The following is a 14,034-nucleotide window of genomic DNA, read 5'->3' as shown; positions in this document are numbered from 1 at the left end:
TATGCTTGAAGGACTCTTATTAGGATTCGGCACCGCGACCGAACTACAGAACCTGTTATACGTCGTCGCTGGTTGTTTTATTGGGACGATCATCGGCATGTTGCCAGGCCTGGGCCCGATCACAGCCATTGCTCTGATGATCCCAGTCACCTACAACATCGACGCCAGCTCCGGCATGATTCTCATGGCCGGCGTCTACTACGGAGCAATTTTTGGCGGTTCGACGTCCTCTATTCTGCTTAATGCACCTGGAATTGCAGGAACGGTTGCAACAGCCTTTGATGGTTACCCGCTCGCCCAAAAAGGCCAAGCCGGTAAAGCGCTGGCAATCGCTGCCTGGTCATCATTTACTGGCGGCACCATTGCTGCGATCATTTTAATGGTTGCAGCACCGATGCTAGCGAGCGTGTCTCTCAGCTTTCAATCACCAGATTATGTCGCCTTGATGCTGCTGGGTTTGACGGCTATTGCTGCTTTCTCCAGCAAAGGTGAGTTCCTGAAAGCCATCATGATGACCGTACTCGGTTTGATGATCTCCACCATCGGCATCGATCCAACCTCGGGAACTGAACGCTTCACCTTCGGCAATCAGGATTTACTCGATGGTGTCAGCTTTCTGTTAGTGGCAATGGCGACCTTCGCTCTGGCGGAAGCGCTGATCAATGTTGTCAAACCCGCGGCCAAGCCCTCCAAGGAGCAAGAAGAAACCGCAAAGCATGATTTAGGATCCATTAAACTAAACCGGGAAGAAGTCAAAAACATTGCGCCCGCCGTTGGTCGCTCTTCGATTCTGGGCTTTTTCGTGGGTGTTTTGCCCGGTGCCGGCGCGACCATTGCCAGCTTTATGGCCTACGCGGCGGAGCGTAATTTGGCGAAAGGACCGTTGAGAGCGATGTTTGGTAAGGGGTCTCTACGCGGCTTAGCCGCGCCAGAATCCGCCAACAATGCCGCCTGCACAGGTTCTTTTGTACCCTTGCTTACCCTGGGTATTCCCGGCTCTGGCACTACCGCTATTATGTTGGGAGCGTTGATTGCGTATGGCATTCAGCCAGGCCCAACGTTAATGCAAGACAACCCGGACGTTTTCTGGTCTGTCATTGTCAGTATGTATATTGGCAACGTCGTACTGTTGATCCTCAATCTACCCCTTATCCCCTACTTCGCCCGGGCATTAAATCTACCGAAGAACATTCTCACCATGATGATTTTGTTTTTCAGCTTGATTGGCGTTTATCTGGTGTCCTTCAACACCTTTGACCTTTTATTAATGGTTGGGGTTGCGCTTTTTGCCCTGGTGTTACGAGTGCTCAACTTCCCAATGGCTCCTCTCCTGCTAGGGTTCATTTTAGGGGACATGATAGAACGGAATTTTCGACGTACACTTATGACATCCGGCGGCGACTATTCCGTCTTCTTTGAACGCCCCATAACGTCAGCGATTCTTGCTTTAGCTGTGATTGTTCTGCTGGTGCCACTGGTGACGTTTATCCGCGATACTATGGCAACGCGTAAAGCCAATAAGCAAAACGTCGAGGTTATCGACAGCAGGAGCTAATATTTTCACAATGAGAGGGAAATACTCTCTTGAAATCCGTTTGATCGCCTGGGTGACATTGTTTGGACTCGCCCAGGCGATTTTTTTCGGCTATTTAATGCGGCAAATGGTGATCGACAACATCACCTCTCACACCGAAGACCGCGCCTTACAACTTGCTCACAGCGTCGCGTTACGCTGGGATGTCTTAGCTGCCTTACAAGCCCCTCTATCTGATAAATCGTCTCTCAGAGAGAATATGCTGAGGCTGACCAAGATTGCCGGTGCCGATTTTATCGTCATTGGCGATATCAACAGTATTCGCATTGCTCACCCGGATCCCGCCAAAATCGGCCGCAAAATGGTCGGTGGTGATAACGCTCGCGCCTGGCTGGGCGAATCCTATGTATCCCGAGCTCAGGGCTCTATGGGAGAGTCCATTCGCGGCAAGGTCCCCATCAGAAATGACAACGGAGACATCATTGGTATTGTTTCCGTCGGCTTTCTTGTCGATTCTGTCGATTCCATGATCCGCGATCGCATGCACACCATTATGTTGTGGATTGTATTTTCAAGTTTTTGTTGCATCGCGATCGCCGCCTGGATCAGCCATCGAGTGAAAAAAGCGCTGTTTGGCTTGCAGCCGGAAGAAATCGGTCGACTTTATGCCGAGCAGGAAGCCATCCTCGATTCTGTACGCACAGGTATTATCGCGACCGATGCCGACGGCAATCTTCGCCGTATCAATCGCCGCGCCATAGAAATACTTGAACTCGCACAAAAGCCAACCAACTCTCCGCCCTCTATCACCGATGTTTTTCAACAGCAAACCGAGCGCTTGTTGCAACCGAGCGAAACGCCAATGCTTGGCGTGGAAATCTTCCTTCATGGAAAGCGGATCGTTTTCTCTCGCCTGCCTCTGACGGGCCATGAGAATCTTATGGGTTATGTCTTCAGCATGCGCCCGGCAGATGAATTAGAGTACCTCAGCCGTGAACTGGCCAGGGTCCAGGCCTTTGCCGAATCCATGACACTACAAACCCACGATTATGCCAATCGATTAAACACCCTGGGCGCGATGCTGCAAATGCAGCATTACGACGAAGCCTTGGAGTTGATTGGTCGCGAGAGCCTGGGCGCACAGCATCGAATAAACACCCTGCTGGAAAAAGTCCGAGACCCAGTGGTCGCAGGATTGTTGCTCGGTAAATATCAAAAAGCGATGAAAATGGGTGTACGCTTTTCGATCATTATCGAACAGCCACTGAGTGCGCAAAAATCACCGGAATGGTTGGATCGATTTGTGACCATCATTGGAAATCTAATCGACAACGCCCTTGAAGCCACTCAGCGTCATCAACCGGAACGCCCCTTTGTACAAGTGATGATCGAAGAGCTGGGCGATAATTGGGTTATCGATGTCGAAGACAGCGGCGCCGGTTTGCCCGCGAACATTGAACAGCTCTACGAACCTGGAGTGTCCGACAAAACCGGTTCTGAACACGGTGTCGGGCTATACTTAGTGAAAACCAATTTAAGCATCGCCAAAGGCTCGATCGAAGTTGGACTTTCCGATCTTGGGGGTACACGTATTACCATATACCTGCCTATGGTAAGCAATGAGCAATAAGATGAACTATGACGTACTGATTGTCGAAGACGAGCCGGAAGTGGTGCGCATGCTTAGCCGCTATCTCGCCACTCGTGACGCATCGGAACGAGGCTGTCACTATCAAGTTGTCGGCATTGCAAGAGATTGTGAGTCGGCCAACAAAATGGTCGATATGTTGGAATTCGATCTTTTACTGATGGATGTGTATCTGCCAGACGGCACCAGTCTTGATGTGCTTGCAAAGGTTCGTGCCGAGGGCAAAAGCTGCGAAGCCATGTTGTTAACCGCAGCCCGCGAAGTGAATATTTTAGAGCGAGGCATGCAACTGGGTGTCTGCGACTTTTTGGTCAAACCTGTGTTGATGGACCGTCTCAATCAGGCACTACAGAGATTTGAAACTCGCCAACAACAACTGACCGAAGCCGCTGAATTGACCCAAGGGGTTGCCGATGCCGTTTTCTCACAAAACCGGCATCCCCTATCTCCTTCTCGAGAAATCCCTGTCATCAAAGAGCGTTTGCCCAAAGGCGTTGATCCGCTAACTCTGGCAAAAATATTAGCGCTGTTTGAAGAAAATCGAGAACGCCAGTCAACGGCCGCCGATGTCGGGCAGGAACTGGGAATTAGCCGATCAACCGCTCGGCGCTACCTGGAATACCTCGCCAGCGTTCATAAACTGGCCGCCGAACAAAAATACGGTACGGTCGGTCGTCCGGAGCGCTCCTATCGATTGCACGAATAAGTAAAAACAACAGAAGGCTGCAATGAATACGGACGTTACCCAACACTCTATTGTTTTTTTTAAAATCCTTCGACAGCAGCTTTCGTCTCTATTTAAACCCGGCTTATCGCAATATTTTAACCACCAAGCTTAGGGCTATATTTTAACCACTAGGCTTAGGGCTATATTTTAACTTCGGCTTACGGCTATATTTTAACTTCGGCTTACGGCTACTGCCGTGGCTTCACCGCCACCAATGCAGAGGCTGGCGAGGCCTTTGTGGTGGTCGAGACGCTGCATGGCATTGATCAAAGTCACGAGAATACGAGCACCGGAAGTGCCAAGAGGATGCCCCAAAGCGCAGGCACCACCGTTAACATTTAGCACACCATGATCAATACCCAGTTCACGCATTGCTGCCATGGCGACAACCGCAAAGGCTTCGTTTACCTCAAACAAGTCCACCTCTGAGGTTTGCCAGCCAACCCGATTCAGTACTTTTTTCATGGCCGCCACCGGCGCCGTGGTAAACCATTCAGGCGCCTGAGCTGACTGTCCGTAGCCCTCAATCGTTGCCAGGCTCTTTAAACCCCGCTCCTCAGCGGTCGACCGTCGCATCAGAACCAACGCGGCGGCCCCATCAGAAATCGAACTGGCGTTGGCGGCTGTAACGGTGCCATCCGCTAAAAATGCCGGACGCAATTGCGGGATTTTATCTGGATTCGCTTTGCCAGGCTGCTCATCCTGATCGACAAACTGCTCGCCTTTACGACTTTTAACCGTCACAGGAACGATCTCTCCGGCGAAATAACCGTTTGCTGTCGCTGTCGTTGCACGCTCCAGTGAAGCCAGCGCGTACTCGTCCTGCTGTTCACGGCTAAAGTCATAGTGGCCGGCACATAGCTCTGCGAACTCTCCCATGGCTTTGCCGGAATAGGCATCCTGAAGTCCATCCATCAGCATGTGATCCAGAAACTGCTGGTGACCAAACTTCAATCCCTTGCGCGCACCGGGCAACATAAACGGTGCGTTACTCATACTTTCCATTCCACCGGCGACAACGATATCCGCCGACTCTGCCCGCAGTGCATCACAGGCAACCATTACGGTTTTCATGGAAGAGCCACAGACTTTATTCAGCGTGGTAGTCGGTACGCCCTGGGGTAAACCGGCGGCCAGCGCGGCTTGTCTCGCTGGCGCCTGCCCCAGCGCTGCTGGCAGCACACATCCCATAATAACTTCATCGATGGCATCAACCGGTACGCCGCTGCGCTCAACCGCAGCGCGAATCGCACATGCGCCCAGCTCTGCAGCAGACAAGCTACTCAATGCTCCCAAATAACTGCCGATAGGCGTACGCGCCATACCAACGACGACGATAGGATCCTGATTCATGGACGTCATCCTCTCAACGAACGTTTGTGATGAAACTGGCGAAATTCATCGTGTTATTCTGCCAATTCCGAACGGTGTTTAAACTGCTCCAGCGCTTCTGGGTTGGCCAGAGCTTCAACATTTTTTACCTGGCGACCGTGAACGACATCGCGCACGGCCAGCTCACTGATTTTACCGGAACGGGTTCGGGGAATATCCGTTACGGTGAGAATACGTGCCGGCACATGGCGCGGGGATGCGTGTTGTCGAATGTCTTTTTTCAGCCTTGCGATTAAATCCTCGGTCAACGTTTGATCCGGCTGCATACGCACAAACAGAACCACTCTCACGTCATTGTCCCACTGCTGCCCGATGGCGAGAGATTCAGCAACTTCGCTAAAGCCTTCAACCCGGCGGTAGATTTCCGCGGTTCCAATACGCACCCCGCCGGGGTTCAAGGTAGCATCAGAACGGCCATGGAATATCATTCCGCCCCGCTCCGTGAGCTCGACCCAATCACCGTGACACCAGACGTTGTCGTAGGATTCGAAATACGCCGCCTTGTAGCGACTGCCATCATCATTCCAAAAACCAACCGGCATGGATGGATGCGCCGATAGACAGACGAGTTCTCCTGGCTCACCGATCACGGCTTGCCCCTGACTGTTAAAAACCGCGACATTCATTCCCAGGTGACGCTTCTGACATTCGCCTGCATACACGGGTCCAATAGGATTACCGCCCACAAAACAGCCGAGGATGTCGGTGCCACCGGCAATCGACGAAAGACAAACGTCCTGCTTCCAGTCGCGATAAACATAGTGAAAACCGTCTTCCGATAACGGCGAGCCTGTCGAAAGAATACAGCGCAACGAGGAAAAATCTTCCGTATCCATTGGGCGAACACCCGCTTTGGCGCAGGCGTCCAAGTACTTGGCAGAGGTGCCGAAATGGGTCACCTGCTCCTGGGCGACCAATTGGGACAATCTGGCCGGGCCCGGATAAAACGGAGAGCCATCAAACAACACCAGCGTTGCGCCGGACGCCAGTGCACTGACCTGCCAGTTCCACATCATCCAACCACAGGTCGTAAAGTAGAAAAGCCGATCTCCCGGCTGGATATCACACTGCAATTGATGTTCTTTCAGGTGCTGTAGGATGGTGCCCCCCACCGAATGAACAATACACTTCGGCAGTCCTGTGGTGCCTGATGAGAACATAATGAACAACGGAGCACTGAAACTCACACGCACAAATTCTACCGGCTGTTCACGATAAGGCTTGAGTAGATCCTCAAGATGAACCGCAGTTTCCTTCGGCAATTCACGTCCGTCAGCGTCGTCGATAAATGGAAGCACCACCACTTTTTCAATGGAGGCAATTCCCTCCGCCAGTGAGAGTGCCGTTTCAATTGAGGAAAACGATTTGCCGTTGTAGTGATAGCCATCGGCGCAGAACAACACCTTCGGCTCAATCTGGCCGAACCGATCCATGACACCATTTAGACCAAAATCCGGTGAACAGGAGGACCAGATGGCACCGAGCGATGTCGCTGCTAACATCGCGACAATCGTACCGGGAGCGTGAGGAACGTATCCAGCCACACGATCACCGGCAACAACGCCAAGATCTTTCAACGCCTGTTGCAACCGGGAAACCAGGCCGTGTAGCTCGTCAAAACTCAAGCTCTGGCGTCGCCCGTCTTCCCCTTGGAAAACAATGGCTGGCGCCTCACCCCGATGCCGGAGGAGATTTTCCGCATAATTCACCTTACCATCCGGAAAAAATCGCTGCTCGATCAGCGCTTGTTTGCCGTTAAAGACACTCTCCCCCGGATCCCCAACCAGACCGGTAAAGTCCCACACCGCCGTCCAGAACACCTCCGGCGACTGGCATGACCATGCCCATAAGTCATCGTAATTGTCGATGCTTGGCTTGGAGGAATTGAGGGATGCGATAAATTGATGCAGCAGGGTCTGTTCTGCTCGTTCAGGCGCGGGACTCCAAAGAGGTGTACTGGTCATAATCGGCTCTTAGTATTCTTCTGCGGTGTTATTGGCTGGTTTCTGGGTCATCAGTATTGGTAAATACGAGCCCAAAAGCATCTTTGGGACCATTTTCCCTGCAATAAAAGATAAATCAATTAGAATATATTTTAATTATGTTTAATTTAATTTATATATCAAACCCAGCTGCCCGCCGTCTTGGCACCCATTGGGGCCCCCTCGGAGATAAAGCCACACCGTGAACATCACCTTTAAACAACTGAAGTGCTTCGTTACCGTCGCCCATTGCCGCAACTTCGCCGAAGCCAGCCACCAACTGTATCTGACCCAACCCGCACTGAGCACCGCCATAAAAAATCTCGAAGTGAGCCTCGGCGGGCAATTGTTTGATCGCAATACCCGCTCCTCCACCCTAACTCCCGAGGGCAGGGAATTTTTACCCAATGCTGAGCGTTTACTGTTGGAATGGGAGCAATCGATTGGTGATGTGAGGGATTTATTCACGCTGCGCAAGGGCCGCTTAACCGTCGCCGCTATGCCGACTTTTGCTGGCAACGTCCTGCCGGAAATCCTCAGACATTTCCATCAACAGTATCCTGACATCAACGTCACGGTTCAGGATATCGTTGCCGAAACCTTAGTTGATGCGGTCTATTCCGGTGATATCGAATTCGGCGTCAGTTTTGATCCTGGTCCCATCGCAGACATCACTTTCACCCCGCTGTGCAAAGACGACTTTGTTGTGGTCTGTTGCGCCGATGATAAGCTCGCCAAGCGAACAACAGCCTCCTGGTCAGACCTCAATGACAGGTCGTACATCACACTGCAGAAACCCTCTGCGATTCGGCAACAGGTAGAAGAGGCTTTTCATCACAAAGACATTACTCTAACCCCAACCTTTGAAGCTCATCAGATCGTCGTGGTCGGCCGTATGGTGGCTCAGGGGCTAGGCGTCAGCATCATGCCAGAAATCAGTGCGGGACAAATGCGGGAAATGGGTGCGGTATGCATTCCTCTAAAACCTCGAATTCGACGGAATATCGGCATCATTCAACTGCAAAAGCGAACCCTATCCACGACCAGTCAGGCTATGGTTGATTGTATAAAGACCTTTTACCGCAAAAAATAAACAACAAAAAAGAACCATCTAACGCAAGCGTGAAAGCCAGCGCACTTCTGAAGCTTTGTCTGTACAAAAAGAAAAAACCCGTGTCTGACATAGCTCCAGACACGGGTAGACAGTTAACGATTCAGAGCTTCCCTAGAAGTCGTATGAGAACCTAACGCCGTACCAGGCGGGTTTCCCCCAGACTATATTTTGAGTATTGGTCGCCAAGTTTCCTGCGTAAACAAAATACTCTTTATCGAGTACGTTGTTACCGTAAAGCTCGACGGAATACTGTTCACTGGGTGATTTCCAGACGGCGCGTACATCGAGCAATCCGTAGGCGTCTTGGTAATTACTGTCATTGTTGCGAATGGAAAAATAATGATCGTCTTTCCATTTATAGTCTGCCTGCAAGCTCAAGGTACCGTATTGTTGCAGGGGGATGACGTAGTTGGCCCCAAGCGTGGCCGACGGGTTAGAAAACGGCAACTCATGACCGTCCAGAGGGACTAACTCGCCATCAATTTGCATTTCTGCGTCGGAGCTAATCTCACTGTCCAGCACTCCGGCACTGAAGGTTAACATGAGGTTTTCTGACGCTTGCACCCGCAGATCCATCTCCGCGCCCCAGGCATTCACTTCTTCAATATTGCGCAGCCGTGAAACCCCAGTGGTCGAAGTTGTAAACACCCAAATCAATGTTTGCATATCGTCGACGGTGTAATAAAACGTTGACGCATTCAATTGAGCACGTCCATCCCAAAATCCGGTTTTCAATCCCAATTCATAGCTCACCAACTCTTCCGGATTGACCGGCGCCATGGGATCGGTATCACTGCCCTCGATAATCGGACCGTAGATACTTTGACTATTGATGTTAGCGCTACGAAAAGCTGTCGTAATAGAACCGTACAGCATGGTGTCGTCGTTGGGCTCCCACTGGAGCACTGCCTTCCAGTCGATATTATCGTTATCGACGGAACGTTTCTCATGACTAACCGTGGACGCGTAATACCCTTCGCGACTAAAATCCACTGAGATATCTTCGTAGGTATATCGTGCCCCGAGGGTCGTGCTCCAATAGTCACTCAGAGGAATATCCAAATTGGCAAAAACCGCATAAGATGTGGTTTCTTTATTGGCCCAATCCGAATAATTTTCTGCCGGAACCAGCTGAGTACCGGTATTGCGGTCGTCATTGTAGTAGAAGACACCACCAATCCATTGCGCTGAGCCCAGGTCACCATTGAGACGAAATTCTTGAGAGATGGTATCGGCATCCGCCAATAATCGATCTTCGTATTCGGCGCCTAGATTTCCATCCACGTCTTCGAGATAATCTTTTTTGCCATTGGCAAAGGAGCTGATGGAGGTGAAATATACAGGGCCAAAATCCCATTCAAAGCGCCCTTCAACACCATAAGCCTCTAGATTATTGCGCGGTGCAAGGCCACCCGGCATTTCATAACCCGCCCACTTGTCTGGCTCGAGTCCACCGTACAAACTGTTCGCACTTTCCGTCCCGGAGGTATAGTCACTGTATATTCCAATACAGCTGCCCGACTGCAACTGACTGTAGTCACACTGAGCACCGGTTGCAGGATCAACCGTACCATTGAGCGTATTGGCTTCAGCCCCCTGGGATACTTTAAAGTAATAGGACGACAACAACAGACTGCCGTTGTCGCCAATATCAAAATCCAGCATGCCACGGGCCGCCTGGGTATCGGTTTCATTCGCTTCGGCATCGCTGATGGTGCTATCGACCCAGCCATCGCCCGTTCGGGTCTGCAATGCCAAGCGCCCCCGAACACCATCGGCTAAAGCGCCACCAATACCCGCTTCAACCGTGGTGGAATTGTAGGAGCTGTAGTCGACACTGAAATTCATCTGTAATTCGTCGGTTGGCTTGCGTGTAATGACATTCACCAAGCCACCGGTAGTATTGCGCCCGTAAAGCGTTCCCTGAGGGCCTTTTAGAACTTCAATCCGCTCGACATCGAACAGCTGTAGCGCTTGCGCAAAGCCTGATCCGACATAGACCTCATCGGTATACATGGCGACCGGCGGCTCAAAGCTGTCAGAAAACAATTGTGTAAGACACACGCCACGAAAACACAGTGCGGGCGTTTGCGCCTCACTGAAGAAGGAAAAGAAATCGACGTTGGGGACATGAGTGGTCAGATCCGTAATCCGCATCATGCCCTTTTCAGAAATTTCATCGGCGCTGAAAGCTTGAATGGTAAACGGCACCTTCTGAAGGTCTTGTTCGCGCTTCTGCGCCGTAACCACAACCTCCTCGAGCTTCGGGCTTGTTTGCGCGGAGGCCGCAGCTACGAGCACTAACGATGATAATGCGTAAGACGTCAAACCTGCTGTCAGGACGTGACGGGTATTACCGATGTACCGCATTTACTTCCCCTAAAAAGGTCAAACACTAGCGCCAGACACCGCAATCCGATGCGATAAATCTGACCCTACCAACAACGTTTAGCGAACTATAGTTCGCATTGAAAACTTTTACTCGCAAGCTTTATGCCACTCGACGCGACAAACAGAACCCCTATCGCAACGGGCATTAGAAGCAACCGCACGCAAAATCACGGTTCAAAATGGGTCATTTATACAGCGCAAGCACCAAAGCAATGCATGTGCTTACGGCTTCCTCCACGGTTTCTAAATTGCCTAAACTTCGCCAAAGATCTCTACACCACTGCTTGCACCTCGAATACCGGCAGCATACTATTCGAACACTTGTTCGTAATATAAACGTGAGTCATGCATGCGCCTCTCAGCCCTATCCATCGTCATAAGCTTCGCCACTACTCTGTTGACGGCAGTCGCATTTGCAGCAGAACCCAATGTGGGTATTGGTAGCCATCGCTTTGGCGGCTTAGAATCCAGTCGCAGCCAAGTGATCGCCCGCAACGGTATGGCTGCAACATCCAACCCGCTGGCAACCAGTACAGCCATCGACATTTTGCGCCAGGGAGGCAGCGCCGTAGACGCCGCCATTGCAGCGAGCGCCGTTATCGGACTTGTGGAACCCATGGACAGCGGCATCGGCGGTGATATGTATGCGATTGTTTGGGACCCAAACGACAAACGTCTCTTAGGCCTCAATGCCAGCGGACCTGCCCCCCAAGGACAAACATTGGAAAGCTTAAACGCTCGCTTTGCCGACGGGAAAATACCTCTTCATGGCAGTGCAACGGTCACCGTTCCCGGCGAGGTAGATGGCTGGTTTCAACTGCACGAACGCTTTGGCAAATTACCCATGGCGCAAAACCTCCAACCTGCCATTGGCTACGGCAGGGAAGGCTTTGGCGTCAGCCAAGAAACAGCAGACTACTGGCAATATGAAATCGACAATACCTGGACTCATCGTGCTGACATCGAAGACCTCAAGAACTACCGTTCCCTTTATTTGATCGATGGGAATGCTCCCAAAGAAGGCGACATCTTCAAAAATCCAGGCCTTGCCAAGACATTAGATATTCTCGCCAAGGAAGGCCGCGATGCATTCTATGAAGGCACCATCGCCGACTCCATCGACACCTACATGCGACGCATAGGCGGGGCCTTGCGCAAAAACGATCTGGCGGCCTATCGAGCGGAATGGGTAGCCCCCATTTGCACGGACTATCGTGGCTACAACGTCTGTGAGTTGCCACCCAATACCCAGGGTCTGGCGGTACTACAGATGCTCAATATTCTGGAAGGATTTCCTATCGCAGATATGGTTCCGGGCAGCGCAGAACTCTTACATTTACAGATCGAAGCCAAGCGCCTGGTTTACGAGGATTTAGCGAGATATTACGCCGACCCGGAATTTTCAGACATTCCAGTGAACGAACTTATAAGCAAGAACTACGCAAAACAACGTCGCGCGCTGATCAATACAAAATCCACCATGCCTAAGGCGAAATTTGGAGATCCGTCACTGGAACACGGCGATACCAGTTATCTGACCGTTGCGGATAAAGATGGCATGATGGTGTCGTTTATCCAAAGTAACTATTCCGGCGGCAGCGGCCTAGTACCAGATGGACTTGGATTTGTTTTGCAAAACCGTGGCAATCTCTTCTCGTTAGATGAGAAGCACCCCAACCACTATGCGCCAGGAAAGCGACCATTCCAAACCATCATTCCGGGCTTTGTCATGAAAGATCAGCAGCCTTGGCTCAGTTTTGGATTAATGGGTGGCCCCATGCAACCTCAGGGGCAGGTTCAAGTATTGATCAATATGATTGATTTCGGCATGAATGTACAACAAGCTGGCGATACCGCACGTTACCAGCACACCGGGTCAAGCCGATCTTATCAGTCGATTGCCGAGCAAGGTTCGGGTATCGGAAATGTCTATGTTGAACCGGGAATAAAACCGACTGAAATATCAAAGCTTCGCGCCTTAGGGCACGACGTCGGCATTGCCGCCGGCTCACGCTATGGTGGCTATCAGGCGATTATGCGTGATCCCGATACCGGTATGTATTATGGGGGATCCGATATGCGCAAAGACGGCATGGCCATGGGATTCTAACGACCAAAAAGAAGAAAACTTAAGATGTCGCGCTATTATTTTCAGCCAGCAGAGAAAGAAGTTCGGCCACTTTCTGCGGTTTAAGATTGAGTGTTGCGTCACCGACGACGAACTCAACCCGGCAGCTCTCAGGATCTCTGCCGGGCATAACACTTGACCAGGTAAATATTCCCTGATCTTCTGCGATATTGATCGCGTTCTGTAAAAACTGAGATCCTTGCACCGCAAACTCGAAATGCATCATCGGTGTTGGAGGATTGTTAGGCCTCACTGAAATGTGAGAGCCCCCTGCCAATGCTCTGGCGATCGCTTGAGCATGCTCAACGTAGGCAGGCATCAAAGGCAACCGGCGCCGCAACACGCTTAAGGCGGAAGCGGCATTTGGCCACAAGCCAAATAATGTACCGCCATAACGCCTCCGCCAAACACGAGCGGTATCGATTAAGTCCTTTTCCCCGACAAGGCAGCACCCTGCCAAGCCACCCAAGCCTTTATAAAACGATACGTAAACAGAGTCGAATAGCTGGCAAATGTCACTCAGGGAGCGTTGATAAAAAGGCGTGCATTCCCAGAGCCGAGCACCATCGAGGTGTATTTTAGCTCCAAGTCGCCGAGCCTCGGCGACTTGCTCGTTCAGTTCCGACCAGGAGGGCAATTGCCCACCGATTTCCCTCTGAGGCAGCTCAAAAAGCATGGCAGCCAACGGCTTTTGGATTTGGGCAATGTCATGCAAAGACAAAAGACGATGGGACTGCCCTACAGGCAAACCCGTAAACGCCTGCAACCACTGATAAGCATCTTCTTCATGAATTTGTAAATGACAGGTGGGATGAAACGCGCAGATGGATGACTCTGAATCTGAAGCGTGAATACGCAAGGCAATTTGTTGGGCCATCGTCCCGCTGGGTAAAAATAATGCGGCAGGCTTCCCCAGCAGCTTTGCGACAAAATCCTCCAGCTCCGCAACAACACCGCCAGCGCCGTAGCGATCTAACTCAATATCCCCAGATAGGTCGGCAAGAAAATCTGCAGACGTACGATTGCCATGCCCATTGAGCGATTGAAGACATTGGCTTCGCAAAGCCTCCAACCGCGCGCTCAGTACCTGCATAACAACCCTTTAGAACAGTTAATTA

The 14,034-nt window shown here is 51.3% G+C and carries 9 protein-coding genes; 5 read left to right on the top strand and 4 right to left on the bottom strand.

The features are described from left to right. Nucleotide 1 precedes the first annotated feature (1 nt). Genes ACXAFR_RS15760 through ACXAFR_RS15750 form a run of 3 tightly spaced genes read left to right on the top strand, consistent with a single transcriptional unit; the run spans nt 2 to nt 3,888 of the window. Nucleotides 2–1,555 carry a tripartite tricarboxylate transporter permease gene (locus tag ACXAFR_RS15760; protein ID WP_475178575.1) on the top strand — a complete coding sequence of 518 codons (1,554 nt, stop codon included), beginning with the start codon at nt 2–4 and terminating at the stop codon, nt 1,553–1,555. Between the two features lie 10 nt (nt 1,556–1,565). After that, nucleotides 1,566–3,164, top strand: a complete 1,599-nt coding sequence (locus tag ACXAFR_RS15755) for an ATP-binding protein (protein WP_475178574.1) — start codon at nt 1,566–1,568, stop codon at nt 3,162–3,164. A 1-nt stretch (nt 3,165) separates the two neighbouring features. Further along, nucleotides 3,166–3,888, top strand: a complete 723-nt coding sequence (locus tag ACXAFR_RS15750; RefSeq protein WP_475178573.1) for a response regulator — start codon at nt 3,166–3,168, stop codon at nt 3,886–3,888. 192 nt (nt 3,889–4,080) lie between these two features. On the opposite strand, the gene ACXAFR_RS15745 is transcribed toward ACXAFR_RS15750, so the two are convergent. Both ACXAFR_RS15745 and ACXAFR_RS15740 read right to left on the bottom strand, forming a co-directional pair. After that, nucleotides 4,081–5,262 (bottom strand): thiolase family protein, encoded by a 1,182-nt coding sequence (locus tag ACXAFR_RS15745; protein WP_475178571.1) that lies wholly within the window; start codon nt 5,260–5,262, stop codon nt 4,081–4,083. Between the two features lie 53 nt (nt 5,263–5,315). Next, the gene (locus tag ACXAFR_RS15740) at nt 5,316–7,265 is read right to left on the bottom strand and encodes an acetoacetate--CoA ligase (RefSeq protein WP_475178570.1); all 1,950 of its coding nucleotides are present in this window, start codon (nt 7,263–7,265) and stop codon (nt 5,316–5,318) included. 220 nt (nt 7,266–7,485) lie between these two features. On the opposite strand from ACXAFR_RS15740, the gene ACXAFR_RS15735 reads away from it, so the two are divergent. Next, nucleotides 7,486–8,376 carry a LysR family transcriptional regulator gene (locus ACXAFR_RS15735; protein WP_475178568.1) on the top strand — a complete coding sequence of 297 codons (891 nt, stop codon included), beginning with the start codon at nt 7,486–7,488 and terminating at the stop codon, nt 8,374–8,376. A gap of 132 nt (nt 8,377–8,508) precedes the next feature. Here the strand turns inward: ACXAFR_RS15735 and ACXAFR_RS15730 are convergent, their stop codons facing one another. Further along, a complete protein-coding gene (locus tag ACXAFR_RS15730) occupies nt 8,509–10,767 on the bottom strand; it encodes a TonB-dependent receptor (RefSeq protein ID WP_475178566.1) in 2,259 nt (752 codons plus the stop codon). Between the two features lie 370 nt (nt 10,768–11,137). Between ACXAFR_RS15730 and ggt the strand changes: the two genes are divergently transcribed. After that, on the top strand, nt 11,138–12,898 hold the full coding sequence (gene ggt, locus ACXAFR_RS15725) for a gamma-glutamyltransferase (RefSeq protein WP_475178565.1): 1,761 nt from the start codon (nt 11,138–11,140) through the stop codon (nt 12,896–12,898). 19 nt (nt 12,899–12,917) lie between these two features. On the opposite strand, the gene ACXAFR_RS15720 is transcribed toward ggt, so the two are convergent. Continuing rightward, on the bottom strand, nt 12,918–14,009 hold the full coding sequence (locus ACXAFR_RS15720) for a threonine aldolase family protein (protein WP_475178563.1): 1,092 nt from the start codon (nt 14,007–14,009) through the stop codon (nt 12,918–12,920). Between the last annotated feature and the right edge of the window lie 25 nt (nt 14,010–14,034).

The sequence above is a fragment of the Pseudomaricurvus sp. ABR4_320 genome (assembly GCF_056159445.1).
This window is presented reverse-complemented; position numbering and strand designations above follow the sequence as displayed.